This is a genomic window from Actinomadura sp. 6N118, from assembly GCF_044326415.1.
Classification (GTDB): Bacteria; Actinomycetota; Actinomycetes; order Streptosporangiales; family Streptosporangiaceae; genus Spirillospora.
Map to the genome: position 1 here is coordinate 67,111 of NZ_JBIRAZ010000006.1, position 15,496 is coordinate 82,606.

The following is a 15,496-nucleotide window of genomic DNA, read 5'->3' on the forward strand; positions in this document are numbered from 1 at the left end:
TGCCCGAACCATTAATGATCTGGGATGAACTCGAGGGTCAGGGCATTGCTCGCTGGCGGGTAGGAGACTGTCTGGGGGACGCGCCATGATTCGAAAGGCGGTTCGCATCGCGGCCTGGGTGCTGGCTGGACTCTTCAGTGCCGGCACTACCGGTCTGCTGCTGATGTTCACGTTCTACGTCCAGCCGAACGGGGCGGTGCAGGCGTGGTGGGCGTTCGCCGTCTCCGTCGCGTCGATCGGGATCGTCCATTGGCTCGTCGCCTTGGCCGTCGGCAGGCTCAAGCCCGGAGCGCTCGGGCCGGCGATGGCGGTCACGGCCGGGGTCTTCTGCGCGGCGTCCTGGAACGCCTTCGGTGGACTGCTCATGTACCGGGCCTGACCCGGTTCGCTCGGTCCAATAGCAAGATCAGCGAATGCGGGACGCGGGGGCACGCAGGTGCAATAGTGTGGCGAACCTCCCCTGATCATTTTCCTCGTCGCAGGAGCCGCACCCCATGTCCGAAGCCGATCCTCTGCGCCCGGACGACCCCAGGGAGGCGGGGCCCTACCGGCTCACCGAGCGGCTCGGGATGGGCGGTCAGGGCGTGGTCTATCTCGGCTTGACGGCCGAGGGCACGCCGGTGGCGGTCAAGCTGCTCCGCGAGGAACTCGCCGCCGATCCGCGCGTACGCGAGCGCTTCATGAAGGAGATCGCCGCGGCCCGCCGGGTCGACCCGTTCTGCATCGCGCAGGTCCTCGACGCCTCGCTGGAGGGGCCGCGTCCGTACATCGTCACCGAGTACGTCGAGGGGCCGTCGCTGCAGCAGGCGGGAGCGCGGGAGAGCGCGGCCGCCATCCAGCGGCTCGCCGTCGCCACCGCGACCGCGCTCGCGGCGATCCACGGCGCCGGCATCGTGCATCGCGACTTCAAGCCGTCCAACGTCCTGCTCGGGCCGGACGGCCCGCGCGTCATCGACTTCGGCATCGCCCGCGACAGCGCCGCGCCGCTGACGATGACCAGCAGCATCATCGGCACCCCGGCCTACATGGCACCCGAGCAGTTCGCGGGCGAATTCGTCGGCCCTGCCGCCGACGTCTTCGCCTGGGGCGCCGTCGTGGCGTTCGCCGCCACCGGCAAGCCGCCGTTCGGTGCCGACAGCCTTCCGGCGATCATGCACCGCGTCCTGCAGGGCGAGCCGAAGCTCGGAGAGCTGTCCGAGCCGCTGCGATCCCTGGTCGTCGCCTGTTTGGCGAAGGACCCCGCCCAGCGGCCCACGATGCAGGACGTGGTGCTGCGCCTGCTCAGGGCCCGTTCGGCGCCGACCGCACCTCAACCACCCATCCCGGCTCCTGGCCCGGGCCCGGGCTTTGCACAGGCGCCCTTCCCTGTTGCGGAGCCGCAGTCGACCGGCCCCCAGCCATCCGGGACCGGCCCGCAAGCCCCGGCGTCCTTTCCGCAGCCGCCGGTCCCCGGGCCGCAACTGCCGGTCCCCGGGCCGCAGCCGTTGGCCTCTGGGCCGCGGCCGTTGGTGTCTGGGCCGCAGGCACCCGGGCCTGGGCCGCAGCAGCCGGAGACTGGCCCGCAGCGGCCGGAGGCTGGCCCGCAGCAGCCGGAGACTGGCCCGCAACCGCTGGGGGCCGGCCCGCAACCGCCGGGGTCCTTTCTGCAGCCGCCTGGGGCTGGTCCGCAGTCGACAGCCCCGGGGGTACAGCCGCTGGCGACTGGCCCGCAGGCACCCGCTCCCGTGACGCGCGCGTCCGGGGCGGCTTCGCCGCCGCTTCCCCTACCGATGCCCGGCGCTCGGCAAGGCAGGCAGGGCAAGCAGGGGTCGCCGGGGCAGAACAAGGTGCTTGTCCTCGCGGTCGCCGCCGCTGTCGTGCTGGCGATGGCCGTCATCACCACCGGGGTCATCTTCTGGCCCGGGCAGTCGGACGCATCCAACTCGGCCAAGGGCAACGGCTCCGGCTCGGACGGTGGTGCGCCTGGCACACAGAACGGCACAACTGGGCCCAATGCGGGCAATGCCGGAAACGGCGGGAAGGGCAACCGGTCGGGCAAGCCCTCCCCGGGCACGAGCGGTTCGCCCAGCGCGAGCGGTAAGCCGAAACCGGGGTCCAGCGGGAAGCCAGGCCAGCCGGGTAGTAGTCCTGGTCCAAAGCCTTCGAGCGGCGGGGGCGGTGGCGGAGGCGGCGGTGACAATGGTGGAGGCGGAGATAGTGGTGGCGGAAACAACGGCGGCGGCGGTGGTGGCGGCAGCGGGGGCAGTGTCAATGTCATCTCGCTGAACGGCGACTGCAACAGCGCCCGCTACTACTACGGCTATGCGATCAGAGAGCCCAGCGGCGGCTCCCGCTATGACTACGGCGTTTACGTGGACGGCGCGCGGGTCGACGGGGGCAGCCACAGCGCGGGCAGCTCTGCGGAGGAGGGGCAGGGCAACGGATCGTTCAACGGCCGGGCGAGGGTCACGGTCACCGTGAAGGTGTCCGGGCCCATCTCCGACCAGAAGAGCTTCGAGATCTGGACCTGCTGACGTTCACGTTCGGTTCCGGTACGCGAGACGCAGCTCGAACATGTAGCGCTTGGTGATCCGTCCGCGGAAACGGTCGTCGATGAGGCGCCCGATGCAGTCGAGGAGCTCGGCCAGCGTTCCAGGCGGCAGGGCTCGGTGTCCGGAATAGGTGCGGAGCACGTCGAGGTATTCCGAGGTCGTGTACGAGATGTCCAGCTCGTGCCGCCGGAAGATCGCCGTCCCGAAGAGCCCTGACCGGTCCACCTCGGTGCTGTCCCGGGGCACCTCGTACGCGGGAGACAGGCGCAGCCCCTCCGGCGTCTCCGGGTCGTACCGCTCGTAGTAATCCTGGACCTCGGCGAAGAACGCCTCCGTTCCGCCCGCCACGTGGTGGGTCTCGACGGTGGCCAGCGCGCCCCCGGGCCGGAGTGCGGCGGCGGCCTTGGCCACCCTCACCTCCGGGTCGACCCACTTGAACGCCGTCGCCGCGAACACCAGGTCGAACGGCTCGTCCGGCAGCGGCCACTCCTCGACCGTCGCGTTCACCACCTCGACCGAGGGAAAGCCCTTCAGGTTGCGGCGCGCCACCTCGGCCATCTCCGCGCCCAGCTCGACGGCGACGACCTCGCAGCCTCGCGCGGCCAGTGGCGCCGTCGCCTGGCCGGTACCGCAGCCGATCTCCAGCACGCGGCAGCCCGGTCCGGTCCCGGCCAGCGCGTCCAGGTCGTTGAAGATCCCGGCCGGGTAGTGCGGCCGGGCCCGGTCGTAGAGGGCGGCGTCTTCGGTGAACGTCCTGCGCAGCGTTCGGCGGTCGGCCATGCGAAAAGGCTATCCCGCCGTGGCCAGTGGGTTTCGCTAAAGAACTGACTCGGTTAGAGTGCGGGCCAAGGGAGGTCCGGATGGCGATGGCCGAGCACGGAACCGGAACGGCAGACGCGAGGCGACCGGGAACGGCGAGCGCGGGACGACCGGGAACACCGGGGGAATGGCGGGCCAGCGCCTGCATCCTGTGCGAGTGCAACTGCGGGATCGAGATCCTCGTGGGCGCCGGCGGCAGGTCGTTCGACAAGATCCGCGGTGACAAGGAGCATCCCGCCTCGCACGGCTACACCTGCAACAAGGCCCTGCGCCTCGATCACTACCAGAACGGCCGGTCCGGCCGGATCACCCGGCCGCTGCGCCGGCGTCCCGACGGCACGTTCGAGGAGATCGACTGGGATACCGCGATCGCCGAGGTGACGGCGCGGTTCAAGGAGATCGAGGCGGCCCACGGCGGCGAGACGATCTTCTACTACGGCGGCGGCGGCCAGGGAAATCACCTCGGCGGCGCGTACGCGCCCGCGACGCTGCGCGCGTTCGGCATGCGGTACCGCTCCAGCGCGCTCGCGCAGGAGAAGACCGGCGAGTTCTGGGTGAACGCGCGGATGCTCGGCCTGCCCAACCGCGCCGACGTCGAGCACTGCGAGGTCGCGCTGTTCGTCGGCAAGAACCCCTACCAGTCGCACGGCTTCCCGCGTGCCCGGTCGGTGCTCAAGGAGATCGCCAAGGACCCGGACCGCTCGATGATCGTGATCGACCCGGTCCGTACCGAGACCGCCGAGCTGGCCGACTTCCACCTCCAGGTGCGTCCCGGGACCGACCTCTACCTGCTGACCGCGCTGGCGGCGATCCTGGTGCGGGAGGGCCTCGTCGCGGCGGACTGGCTCGCCGAGCACGCCGACGGCCTGGAGGCGGTGACGGCCGTGCTGAACGACGTCCCGATCGCCGCCTACTGCGAGATCGCCGACGTGCCCGAGGAACTCGTCCGGGCAGCCGCACGGAGGATCGCGGGCGCGTCGTCGGTGGCGGTGCTCGAAGACCTCGGCGTGCAGATGAACCGCGACTCCACGCTCGTGAGCTACGTCGAGAAGCTGATCTGGCTGCTGACCGGCAACCTCGGCAAGGAGGGCGCGCAGTACGTCTTCTCCAGCATGGCGGCGATCGGCCGGGACCGTGGCCATCCCGCCGGTGAGGGCCCCAAGAGCCCGGTCGCCGGGGCGAAGATCATCGGTGGCCTCGTTCCGTGCAACGTCATCGCCGAGGAGATCCTCACCGACCATCCGGACCGTTACCGGGCGATGCTCGTCGAAAGCGCCAACCCCGCCCATTCGCTCGCCGACTCGGCGCGCATGCGCGAGGCGCTCGAAGCTCTCGACCTCGTTGTGGTCATCGATGTGGCGATGACCGAGACCGCCCGGCTGGCCGACTACGTGCTGCCCGCGGCCACGCAGTACGAGAAGTACGAGGCGACGTTCTTCAACTTCGACTTCCCGCGCAACATCTTCCATCTGCGCCACCCGGTGGTGGAGGCCCCCGAGGGCGTACTGCCGGAGCCCGAGATCCACGCGCGTCTGGTGGAGGCCGCAGGCGCGCTGAGCGAGGACGACTACATTCCGCTGCGCGAGGCCGCGGCCAAGGGGCGGCAGGCGTTCGCCGAGGCGTTCCTAGGCGCGCTTGCCGAAAGGCCAAAGCTCATGAGGCTGGCCTCCGTACTCCTATACCGAACGCTCGGCCCCACCTTGCCGAACGGAGCCGCGGCCGCCGCCGCCCTCTGGGCCCTCGCGCACAAGTGCGCGCAGGACAACCCCGCCGGAGTGAAGCGCGCCGGTTACGGCGAGGGCTTGGAAGCGGGCGAACGGCTCTTCGACGCCATCGTCTCGAACCCGCACGGCGTGGTCATCACCGACGACGAGCAGGACGAGACCTGGCGCCGTCTCGGCGACCGGCGGATCCAGTTGGACGTACCCGAACTCCTCACCGAGGTCGCGGGCCTCGCCACGCGCCCGCGGCCGGACCCCGAGCCGGACTGGCCGTTCGTCCTCTCAGCGGGCGAGCGCCGCGCGTTCACCGCCAACACGATCATCCGCGACCCCGGCTGGCGCCGCCGCGACCCCGAGGGCACGCTGCGGATGAACGAGACGGACGCCAAGCACCTGGGCGTGGTCGCAGGCGACCGTGTCCGTCTGACCACACGGCGCGGAAGCGTCGAGGTCCCCGTGGACACGACCGACCGGATGCGCCCGGGACACATCTCGCTGCCGAACGGCCTGGGCCTCGCAGTGCAAGACCCGGACGACGGCGCACCGAGGGTCACCGGCGTAGCCCCCAACGAACTCACCGCATCCGAAGACCGCGACGAGTTCGCAGGCACCCCCTGGCACAAACACGTCCCCGCACGCGTCTCGCCCCTGTCAGAAACCGCCACCAGAGTGGCCGCCGGTGTTGCCGGTGTTGCCGGCGAAGCGAGGTAGTTCTTCGGCTCGTTCGCGTAGGCGTTCGGGGAAGCCAGGGCCCAGCTCTGGCCGGACGTTGTCGTGCACGAGGGGTTCGTGGCACTCGGAGCAGACGATCTCAGCGTGCGCGGTGTGGCCGCAGGCGGCGTGGCGGATCAGAACGGGCGGGCCGCTGTCGTCGGCCATCCACTTGTCGCCCCACCGCATCATCGCCATGAGCACCGGGAAGAAGTCGCGGCCCTTCTCCGTGAGGTGGTATTCGTGCCGGAGGGGCCGCTCCTGGTAGGGCACCCGTTCGAGCAGGCCCTCCTCGACGAGGCGGTTGAGGCGCTGGGTCAGGACGTTCCGCCCGATCCCCAGGCTCTTGGCGAAGTCGTCGAAGCGGACCACCCCGTAGAACGCCTCGCGCAACACCAGCGGCGTCCACCAGTCGCCCAGGATGTCGACGGTGCGGGCGACGGAGCAGGGCCAGCGGGAGAACGGGGTGCGCTTCACCCCGTCCATCCTAGTCGGTTGCCCTATCGAACCTACCTACCGAACCTACCTACCGAACCTACCTACCGAACCTACCTACCGAACCTACCTGTCGATCGCACCGGCCGCTCGGTCGCCCAGGCCGCTCACTTGAGCTCGCTGCCCTTCTTCCACTTGTCCCACGGCATCTCCCAGAAGGACCACCCGTTGTCCCAGGAGAGGTCACGACGCGTGCCGGTGACGACCACGACGTCGCCCGGCTGGACGGTGCGGTAGAACCAGACCGCGTCCTTGGCGGGCTGGCGGACGCAGCCGTGGCTGCAGTTGGCCTCGCCGAGGCAGTAGTACTCGCCGGCTGTCTGGTGGAGGTACTCGCCGCTGTTGGAGATCCGGACCGCGTAGTTGATCAGCAGGTCGTAGTAGCCCGGGTCACCCTTCTTGCGGCCCGGAGAGATCATCCGCGTCGGGTTGTCCTTCTCCATCGCCAGGTGGGTGCCGCTGGTGGTGGTGTATTCGAGCGTGGTGCCGTTGCCGCCGCTGACCGGGACCGTGCGCACCTTCTTGCCGTCGACCTTGACGGTCATCTTGTGCTTCTTGAGGTTGACGGTCGAGATCCGGGACGCCCCGATCTTGAACGTGCGGGTCAGGTCCTTCGTCCCGTACACGCCCTTGGCCGCCCGGACGCCGGCCAGGTGGGCGACGAGGGTGACCTTCTGGTGCGCGGGCCAGTAGCTCTTGGTGCGGTAGACGACCTGCTGGTTGCCGATCCACCGCCAGGCGCCCTCGACGGGCTTCTCGGCCTTGACCTCCAGCGCCCTCTCGACCTGGTCCTTGTTGCGGACCTCACGGTCGAAGTTCAGGATGATCGGCGTTCCGACGCCGTACTTCTCGCCCTGGTTGCCCTCCAGGATCCAGTCCAGCGAGGCGGCGACGGTCTCGTCCGGCTTGAGCGTCTTGAACTTGCTGCCGGCCTGGGCAGCGACGCCGTCGGCGTTCTTGGCGCTGGCGGAGACCTCGTAGGAGGTGTTGGGGGAGAGCGTCCACTTGGACTTCCACTCCGTGCGTGCGGCGTTGAACTCGCCCACGACGTCCTTCGATCCCGCCTTCACGCTGACCGTGTCGAGCTTGCCGCCCGCCGCCGTCACCGTGACGCCGCTGTCGGGACGCGCCTTCTTGGTGTTGGCCGCCGGGGTGATCGTCACTTTGACCGGGGCTGCCTTCGCCGATCCGCCCCCACCCCCGCCTCCGCCGCCCGGCCCGCCCGAATCGGACTGGCACGCGGACAACGTCAGACCTGTGGCCAGCAGGAGTCCGAGAAACCGAGATCGCTTGCTTACAACCAACGTTCGCCCATCCTGCTGACCGGCCGGGGGCACCGACCCGGGAAATCCGAAAAAGAGAGCCTGCTCAGCTTTGATGGCAAGTTACCCGGTTTGGTTCATGCAACTCTAGAGTTATCGCACAGTTCCTTAGAGTTATTGCAGAATGCCCTTGAGGTAGACCCACGCGCCGTCGTGGCGGACGAAGCGGCTCACCTCGTGCAGTGCCCCCGCCTGACCTCCTTTGGCTGAGTACGACGCGCGAAACTCGACCGTCCCTTTCGTGTGGAACGGCGTGCCCTCGGTCGCGTCCAGGATTTCGAGGCGCTCCCACCGCATGCCGGGCTCGAAGTCGATCGACGGCGGCCGGGTCGCCGGGTGCCAGCTCTTGATCAGGTACGCGGCGTCCTGGACGGCGAACGCGCTGAACCGCGAGCGCATGAGCTGCTCCGCCGTCGCGGCCTGTGCCTCGCCGCGATGCAGCCGCCCGCAGCAGTCCTGGTAGGAGGCGGGGAGCCCGCACGGGCATGGAGCGGCGTCGCGGCGTTTGGACATGCTTCTATTCTGGGTCAGGACGTCCCCGGACAGGCGGCGGGGGGAACGGGTGGACGGAATCCGCACCGGCATCCATGGTCCCGTCGGCACGCGTGCCGCGCGTGGTCTCGTCGGCACGCGTGGTCTCGGCCGCATCCGTGAGATCGATGCACTGCGCGGCCTGGCCCTCTGCGGCATCCTGCCGGTGAACATCGTCGGCATGACTGGCCTGCCCGTGCACGGCCAGCAGTTGTACGAGACGTTGTTGCACCAGCGGTTCTTCCCGATTTTTGCGTTCCTCTTCGGGGTGGGCTTCGCGCTCTTCCTCCGTGCGGCATCTGCTCGCACGAGCCATCCCCGGCTGGTGATGCTCGCCCGGCTCGGCTTCCTGATTCCGATCGGTCTCGCGCACCAGATGGTGCAACCGGGCGAAGTGCTGCTGCCGTACGCGATCTTCGGCGTGCTCGTACTGCTGCCGGCCTCGTTCCTGCCCCGTTCCCTGGTGCTCGGGACGGGCATCACCGCCACCGCCGCCGCACTGGCGTTCGCCGAAGGCGGGATCGAATTGATCCCAGGCCTCTTCCTGCTTGGCCTGGCCACCGTCGACTACGGCGTTCTCAACAACCTCGATCGGCACCCGATCGGCGCCGTCTTCGTCGCGAGCGTGGTCGTGGCTGTTCCGCTGAACGTGTGGCAGTTCGCTGCCGAGCCACCTCGCATCCCGGCCGTCGCAGGCGTCGTCACTGCGACCGCGTACGCCACGGGCTTGCTCCTCGTTCTGCGAACCCGCGTCCGCCCCGCGCTCTGCTACGTCCTGGAACCGCTCGGACGGATGGCCCTCACCAATTACCTCTCCGCGACCATCATGATTCTGGTCGCGGGCCGCACCCTGCCACTCATACCGCTCACGTTCGCGATCCTGCTCGTTCAGGTGACGGCGAGCCGGTGGTGGCTGGGCCGGTTCGCATACGGGCCTGCGGAGTGGGTGTGGCGAAGCCTCACTTGGTGGCGGCTCAGGCCGCTCACCGGACCGCTCACTGGACCTTGTAAAGGCGACCCGTGCCCTCGTTGCTCACCGTCTTGTACGAGTAGCCGAGCGAGCCGTCCTTCTCGTACGTCAGCGTGATCGTCACCGTCGGCGTGCACGGGCCTTGGCTGATGTTCTCCAAGACCCGCAACCTGGATTCGGTCACCTCCCGCAGTGTCAAGCTGCCACTGCAGTTGAGCGAGGCGTAGTCGCTGCTGCCCACGACCTTGCTCACTTTCCCACGGCGGATCGTCATCACCGCATCGAACGTGGAGACGACCTTTCCTCCACGCCGGTGGTCGACGCTGCCGGTCCACGTTCCGACGTACCGCGCGAAGACGTCGCCGCCCGTCCGAGGCGGACCGGTCTGCTGCTCATCGCCGGCCCAGGGCTGGACGATGAGCGCGACGATCGCGGCGACGATCGAGGCCGCCGCGATGCCCACCGCCAGCAGTCCGGACTTGTCCGGACGATCGGGTCGTGTCAGCCGTGTGGTCGGCGGTAGCGTGGCACCGCCGGAACGAGGGCGCCCCGCGAGGCGTTCGAGCAACTCCGGCACCGACGGCCGGTCGGCCGGATCCTTCGCGAGCGCCGCCTCCACCACCTCGCGCAGCGCGGGATCGAGCCCGTCGAGGCGCGGCTGCTCGTGCACGACCTTGTAGAGGATCTCGGGAACGAACTGGCCCTCGAACGGGCTGTGCCCCGTGCCCGCGAAGGCCACGACACACCCCCAGGAGAACACGTCCGACGCCGGCGTGATCTCCCCACCGGTCAGCAGTTCCGGCGCCATGTACGCGGGCGTGCCGACGGCCTGCCCGGTCGTGGTCACCCCGGTCTGGGCGTCCAGGGCCCGCGCGATCCCGAAGTCGATGACGCGCGGGCCGACCGCGGACAGCAGCACGTTGGCGGGCTTCAGATCCCGATGCACGAGACCCGCGTCGTGGATCGCAGACAGCGCCGTGGCGACTCCCACCGCGAGCCCGTCGAGATTGGAGCCACGCAGCGGCCCGCCTTCAGTCATCGCCTGGTCGAGGGTGGGCCCGTCGATGTACTCGGTCACCACGAAGATCGGGTCGCCCTCCAGCGACGCGTCCAGGACGGGCGCCGTGCAGAACCGCCGCACCCGCCGGGCCGCCTCCACCTCGCGCACGAACCGCTCGCGGAACACCGGATCCCCGGCCAGCTCGGTGTTGATGACCTTCAGCGCCACCCGATGGCCCTCGGGGTCCTCGCCGAGGTACACGGTCCCCATGCCGCCGCGCCCGAGCCGCCCGCTCAGCAAGTACCGGCCGAGCATCAGCGGATCGTTCGCCTGCAACATCTCGCTCATCCCGGCCCATTTCGTTGATCAGTGACCGCACGAGCTTACGAGGTGCCCGAGGTGCACGCGGCCCCCGAGGCACGCGAGGCGCGCGCGACTCGCGAGGCGCCCGCGGCGCGCGCGTTCAGTTGTTGATCGGGAAGTTGCCGCGGAAGACGCCGAGCGGGTCGCGGTCGCGCTTGATGTCGCGGAGCCGGGACAGGGTGGCGGGGGAGAACGCGCTCGCGGCCTTCTCGCCCGGGGCCAGGAACGTGTACGGCTTGCGTCCGCTGGTGGAGGCCGTGAGGGCGGTCGCGAGCTCGGCTTGCCGGTCGCGGATGGCGGCGCCGCGTTCCGGGGTCGCGGGGATGCCGAACATGTAGAGCAGGTAGGGCTCGGTGATCCGGCCGCTGGCGCCCGCGTTCCCGTCCGGGCGGGCCAGCGCGCCGCCGAGGTGGCGGAGCTGGACGCTGAGCAGCGGGTCGATCGGCTTCTCCAGCAGTACCGCCGCCACGTCGTCGGTCAGCTCGGTCAGCAGTTCGGCGCGGGACCGGCCGGGGGCGGGGTCGGTGGGTTCGGCGGTGATGGAGCCGAGCTCGGCCACCGGCAGCACGGCGCGGTTGTCGTTGAGGACGCCTCCGATCTTGTCGAACGGGGCGAGCAGCGCGGCCGCGTCGGCGGCGTCGCCCAGGTAGGTCGAGTCCACGGCGACCAGCGGGGCCGCTCCGGGGAACTGAAGCAGGTCGAACCAGACGGCAAGCTCGTCGGGCGCCGTCGCGCTCACTTCCCGGAAGGCCGCCAGTACCTCGGGGGCCTTCGCGGCGGGCCACATCAACCGGCCGCCGTAGAGCTGCGGCGCAGGGAAGAGGTCGAACTCGATGGCGGTGACCATGGCGAAGTCCCCGCTGCCGCCGCGCAGCGCCCAGAAGAGGTCCGGGTCGGAGTCGGCCGTCACGCGCGCCTTGTCGCCGCCGGCGTCCACGATGTCGAACGCGCGGACCGCGTCGGCACCGAAGCCGTGCATGCGGCTGAACCAGCTGAGTCCGCCACCCAGCGTGTATCCCGTCACGCTCACCACAGGAGAGCTCCCGGCGAGGCCCGCGAGACCGTGCGGGCTCGCGGCCTCCAGCACCTGGCCCCACTTCACCCCGGCGCCCACCCGGGCGATCCGTTCGGCGGGCCGGACGTCGAGCTCATTGAGGCGCCCAGTGCGCAGCAGGATCGCGCCTTCGACGTCGCCGGTGGCGCCGTGGCCGCTCGGCTGGGCCAGGACGGTCCGCCCGTTCAGCCGTGCGTAGCGGACGAGCGCGGCCACGTCGTCGGCGTCGGCGGCGTCCACGACGGCGTCGACGGGTTGGGGGACCGCGACGTTCCAGGGCCGGGAGGCCTGCTCGAAGCCCTCATCACCCGCTGCCAAGACCTGACCCTTGATCGTGTTGCTCAGTTCGTGTGCGATGTTCATGATCTCTTCCCTCCGTGTCGATGGCCCTAGCTTCGGCCGACAGGTCTGGGGTTGAGCTGGGATCGAGCTGAGGCCTGAGCTGAGGTCCGGGCTGGGGCGGTCCTATGCTGTGGACGCCTGGAGCTCAATCAACGACGCGGGGCTCAATCAAGATCGAGGTGGATATGCCGGCCGGCCTGTCGATCGGGCTCTTCGGCCCGTTGGAGGTCACTGACGGCTCGGGGACCCGCCTCGATCTGGGCACCCGCAAGCAGCGCGCCCTGGTCGCGATGCTGGCCCTGGAGCCCGGCCGGGTGGTGTCGCTGGACCGGTTGATCCAGGAGCTGTGGGCTGGGGAGCCGCCCGCCGGGGCCACCCGTACCCTCCAGGCGTACATCGCCCACCTGCGCAAAGTGCTGGAGCCGGACCGGGCGCCCCGCACACCGCCGCAGATCCTGCTCACCCGCGAACCCGGTTACCTGCTGGCCGTCGCCCCCGGTCAGGTCGATCTCGAACGCTTCGCCGCGTGGGCCGAGGAGGGACGCCGCGCGCTGGCACGGGGCGCGCACGCCGAGACGTTGCAGATCCTGGACCGGGCCCTCGAGCTCTGGCGTGGGGAGCCGCTGGGAGAGTTCGCCGACCAGGAGTTCGCGCAGCCGGTCATCACGAGGCTCACCGAGGTGCGGGCGGCGGCGCGGGAAGACCGGCTGGAGGCCCGGCTCGCGCTCGGCGCGCTCGGTGAGGCCGCGACCTCCGTTCCGGAGCTCGACGCACTCGTCGAAGAACACCCGTATCGGGAACGTGCCTGGGCCTTGCTCGTTCTCGCCCTCTACCGGACGGGCCGCCAGGCCGACGCGCTCGCCGCGCTCCGCCGTGTCCGCACCCGGCTGGACGACGACCTCGGCCTGCAGCCGGGCCCGGAGCTGCGTCGGCTGGAGCAGGCGGTCTTCGATCAGTCGCCAGAGCTGGAAGCCCCAACCGCCCCGCATTCAAGGTCCACGCCCGCGCCAGCGGAACAGCTTGAGGAACGGAGGGCCGCACAGCTTGAGGAACGGAGGGCCGCGTCCAACCGGCTCATCGGCAGGGAGGGCCAGCTTTCCCGCGCGGACGAGCGGCTCAGCGAAGTGCGGCGTGGCCGCGGCGGTGTGCTGCTGGTGACCGGGGAGGCGGGGATCGGGAAGTCCCGGCTCGCCCGGGAGATCGCCGAACAGGCGGTGGCTCGCGGTTTCCGGGTCGCCCAGGGCGGCTGCGTGGACGGCACCGCTCCCGCGTTCTGGCCCTGGATCCAGGTGCTGCGCGACGCGGGCGCCGACCCCGCCCTGCTGTCGAGCGAGGTGCCGGGGGAGTCCGCCGATCCGGATGCGGCGCTGTACGACGTGTACGAACGGGTCGTCGCGGCGCTGTCTGGATCCGGCGGCGGAGGTCCGCTGATGGTGGTCCTGGAGGATCTGCACTGGGCGGACGTGTCGTCGTTGCGCCTGCTCACGTACGTCGCGGACGCGGTCGCCCGGCGGCCCGTGCTCATCGTGGCCACGTTGCGCGCGGAGCCCGGCGACCACCCGGAACAGTTGCGCGACGCCCTCGGCTCGCTGTCCCGGTTGGAAGGCACCGAGTACGTCGAGATGCCCCCGTTCGACGCCGGAGACGTGTCGGCATACCTGCGGGCGCGCGGGATCGCCGAGCAGCCGGGGTTGGTGGGCGTCTTGCTGGAACGGACCGGCGGCAACCCGTTCTACCTGGGTGAGGTGCTGCGGCTACGCGAGAGCGAGCGCGGCCTGCGCGAAAGCGAACGCGGTCTGCCGGAGGCCGTCCCCCAGGGCGCGCGTGAGGTGATCGAACGGAGGGTCACCAAGCTCCCGGAGGAGACCCGGCGGCTGTTGCGGGCTGCGGCGGTGGTGGGTGCCGAGGCTGACATCGATCTCCTTGAGGTCGTCACCGGGACCACGGCCGAGGACGTGATGATGGCCCTCGAACCTGCGGTCGCGGCAGGGCTGCTCACCGAGCCTCCGAGTGGATCGTTCGGGGACGCCGACTACAGGTTCAGCCATGGGCTGGTGCGTCAGGCGCTCTACGCGGGGCTGAGCAGGCTCGAACGATCGCGCCTGCATCTGAAGGTGGGCGAGGCGCTGGAGCCCGTTCTACCCATGGCGGAGTCGGCGACCCTCGCGCGGCACTTCGGCAGGGCGGCGAAGGTCGGTGGTGCGGCCAAGGCGGTGGAGTACGCGTCGCGTGCTGCCCGGCACGCCACCGGGCAGCTCGCGTACACCGAAGCGGTGGAGTTCTGGGAGCTGGCATTGACCGGGCTTGGCCCGGCCGAGGGGCCGGGGCGAGCTCGGCTGCTCACCGAGTTGGGGAAGGCCCGTCGTGCCGTGGGCGACGCCGCGGGTGCCGGACGCGACCTGGACGAGGCGTTCGACCTGGCCCGGCAGGCGGACGACGAGGAGGCGCTGATCGGTGTCCTCACCGCCTTCAGCGGGCCGACGTTGTGGACCTGGCGGCCGTTCGGCGTCGTCAAGCAACCCGTCGTCGAGGCGATCGAGGAGCTCCTGGCACGCCCCCTGGACGACCGCGACCGTGCCGGCCTGCTCGGGGCGCTTGGCGTGGAGCTGTACTACGGCCCGCGCCGGGCTGAGGGAGAACGCCACGCGGCGCAGGGCGTCGAGCTCGCCCGCAAGGCCGGGGACCCGGCGCTGCGGGCGCAGACCCTCAACAACCTGCTGCTCGTCGCGTTCGTCCCCGGCGGGACGGCGACGATGCGCCGGGCGGCCGAGGAGATGGCGGAGCTGCCGGACATTCCCCGGTCCACCGAGCTGATCGCGCGCATCTTCCTGATGTCGTGCCTGCTGCGGTCAGGGGACCTGGCCGGATGGGACCGCGAGATGGCGCGGTGCCGCGTGCTGCTGGGCGAACGGCCGCGCCCCGAGCTGGAGTCGATGGTGCGGGTCGCCGAAACGGCCCGGGCCACGCTCGACGCGCGGTGGGCGGATGCCCAGGCGCTCGTCGGCGCGTACCCGACCCTGCGGTTCGGTTCGACGCCGTGGGGTTTGCGGCTCCGGATGTTGCTGACCACGTACACATGCAGGCGCGGCCAGGGCGCTGGGGCCGAGATGGTCGACGACCTCGCAACGGCCGCAGACGCGCCGGACCTGGTGCCGCTCCGGCCCGTCGCCGTGCTGGCCGCTGCCGAAGCGGGCCGAACCGACCTCGCCCGCGAGCTGATCGCGCGCTGGGGGACCGAGATCGCCGAGACCTGGATCGCCGACTTCCTGATCCCGGTCTGGGGCCTGGTGGCCGCCCGGCTCGGCGTCCCCGACCCGCAGCCCCTGTACGACCGGCTGGCTCCGGTGGCGGACCAGCTGATGGTCGCCGGCATGGGCACCGCCGCATGGGGATCGAACCACCTGGTCCTCGCCGAGCTCGCCGCGAGCATGGAACGTACGGACCAGGCCATCGAACACGCAAAGGTCTCCCTCGCCGTACATCAGCGGCTCGGCCTCGCCCATTGGGAACAGCAGAGCGCCCAACTCCTGAGCAGGCTCAGCGCAACGTTGCGCTCCTAGTACGCCTCGCCGAGCCATGCTGCCACCCGCGGGCGGCGGTCCCTGGGTGGAGGGCCGCGTCTCCCGCGGGTGGCGGC

General features: G+C 70.5%; 11 protein-coding genes. 5 read left to right on the forward strand and 6 right to left on the reverse strand.

Annotated elements, in window-relative coordinates:
• Nucleotides 1–85: 85 nt before the first annotated feature.
• Both ACH34W_RS16615 and ACH34W_RS16620 read left to right on the forward strand, forming a co-directional pair.
• Entirely contained in the window at nt 86–379 is a 294-nt protein-coding gene (locus ACH34W_RS16615) for a hypothetical protein (protein ID WP_395961781.1), read from the forward strand.
• Between the two features lie 115 nt (nt 380–494).
• Nucleotides 495–2,513 carry a serine/threonine protein kinase gene (locus ACH34W_RS16620; protein ID WP_395961782.1) on the forward strand — a complete coding sequence of 673 codons (2,019 nt, stop codon included), beginning with the start codon at nt 495–497 and terminating at the stop codon, nt 2,511–2,513.
• Nucleotides 2,514–2,516: 3 nt separating this feature from the next.
• Here the strand turns inward: ACH34W_RS16620 and ACH34W_RS16625 are convergent, their stop codons facing one another.
• A complete protein-coding gene (locus ACH34W_RS16625) occupies nt 2,517–3,311 on the reverse strand; it encodes a class I SAM-dependent methyltransferase (protein ID WP_395961783.1) in 795 nt (264 codons plus the stop codon).
• Between the two features lie 80 nt (nt 3,312–3,391).
• On the opposite strand from ACH34W_RS16625, the gene ACH34W_RS16630 reads away from it, so the two are divergent.
• On the forward strand, nt 3,392–5,782 hold the full coding sequence (locus tag ACH34W_RS16630) for a molybdopterin-dependent oxidoreductase (RefSeq protein WP_395961784.1): 2,391 nt from the start codon (nt 3,392–3,394) through the stop codon (nt 5,780–5,782).
• Here the strand turns inward: ACH34W_RS16630 and ACH34W_RS16635 are convergent.
• The 3 genes from ACH34W_RS16635 to ACH34W_RS16645 form a co-directional block, all read right to left on the reverse strand.
• Complete coding sequence (locus ACH34W_RS16635) at nt 5,723–6,259, reverse strand: winged helix-turn-helix transcriptional regulator (protein ID WP_395961785.1); 537 nt, start codon at nt 6,257–6,259, stop codon at nt 5,723–5,725. The genes ACH34W_RS16630 and ACH34W_RS16635 overlap by 60 nt on opposite strands.
• Before the next feature lie 125 nt (nt 6,260–6,384).
• The gene (locus ACH34W_RS16640) at nt 6,385–7,440 is read right to left on the reverse strand and encodes an Ig-like domain-containing protein (RefSeq protein WP_395961786.1); all 1,056 of its coding nucleotides are present in this window, start codon (nt 7,438–7,440) and stop codon (nt 6,385–6,387) included.
• Between the two features lie 273 nt (nt 7,441–7,713).
• Nucleotides 7,714–8,112: a YchJ family protein gene (locus tag ACH34W_RS16645; RefSeq protein WP_395961787.1), complete on the reverse strand. Its 399-nt coding sequence runs from the start codon at nt 8,110–8,112 to the stop codon at nt 7,714–7,716.
• Between the two features lie 49 nt (nt 8,113–8,161).
• Here ACH34W_RS16645 and ACH34W_RS16650 point away from each other — a divergent pair, with 49 nt between their 5' ends.
• A complete protein-coding gene (locus ACH34W_RS16650) occupies nt 8,162–9,217 on the forward strand; it encodes a DUF418 domain-containing protein (RefSeq protein WP_395961788.1) in 1,056 nt (351 codons plus the stop codon).
• On the opposite strand, the gene ACH34W_RS16655 is transcribed toward ACH34W_RS16650, so the two are convergent.
• Together ACH34W_RS16655 and ACH34W_RS16660 are read right to left on the reverse strand one after the other, a co-directional pair.
• A complete protein-coding gene (locus ACH34W_RS16655) occupies nt 9,126–10,448 on the reverse strand; it encodes a serine/threonine-protein kinase (protein WP_395961789.1) in 1,323 nt (440 codons plus the stop codon). The genes ACH34W_RS16650 and ACH34W_RS16655 overlap by 92 nt on opposite strands.
• Before the next feature lie 115 nt (nt 10,449–10,563).
• A complete protein-coding gene (locus tag ACH34W_RS16660) occupies nt 10,564–11,880 on the reverse strand; it encodes an FAD-binding oxidoreductase (protein WP_395961790.1) in 1,317 nt (438 codons plus the stop codon).
• Between the two features lie 164 nt (nt 11,881–12,044).
• Between ACH34W_RS16660 and ACH34W_RS16665 the strand changes: the two genes are divergently transcribed.
• Entirely contained in the window at nt 12,045–15,419 is a 3,375-nt protein-coding gene (locus tag ACH34W_RS16665) for a BTAD domain-containing putative transcriptional regulator (protein WP_395961791.1), read from the forward strand.
• Nucleotides 15,420–15,496 lie beyond the last annotated feature (77 nt).

Coding starts and splice junctions, on each gene's coding strand:
- ACH34W_RS16615 (WP_395961781.1), top strand. CDS start 86: ATGATTCGAAAGGCGGTTCGCATCGCGGCCTGGGTGCTGGCTGGACTC.
- ACH34W_RS16620 (WP_395961782.1), top strand. CDS start 495: ATGTCCGAAGCCGATCCTCTGCGCCCGGACGACCCCAGGGAGGCGGGG.
- ACH34W_RS16625 (WP_395961783.1), bottom strand. CDS start 3,311: ATGGCCGACCGCCGAACGCTGCGCAGGACGTTCACCGAAGACGCCGCC.
- ACH34W_RS16630 (WP_395961784.1), top strand. CDS start 3,392: ATGGCGATGGCCGAGCACGGAACCGGAACGGCAGACGCGAGGCGACCG.
- ACH34W_RS16645 (WP_395961787.1), bottom strand. CDS start 8,112: ATGTCCAAACGCCGCGACGCCGCTCCATGCCCGTGCGGGCTCCCCGCC.
- ACH34W_RS16655 (WP_395961789.1), bottom strand. CDS start 10,448: ATGAGCGAGATGTTGCAGGCGAACGATCCGCTGATGCTCGGCCGGTAC.
- ACH34W_RS16660 (WP_395961790.1), bottom strand. CDS start 11,880: ATGAACATCGCACACGAACTGAGCAACACGATCAAGGGTCAGGTCTTG.
- ACH34W_RS16665 (WP_395961791.1), top strand. CDS start 12,045: ATGCCGGCCGGCCTGTCGATCGGGCTCTTCGGCCCGTTGGAGGTCACT.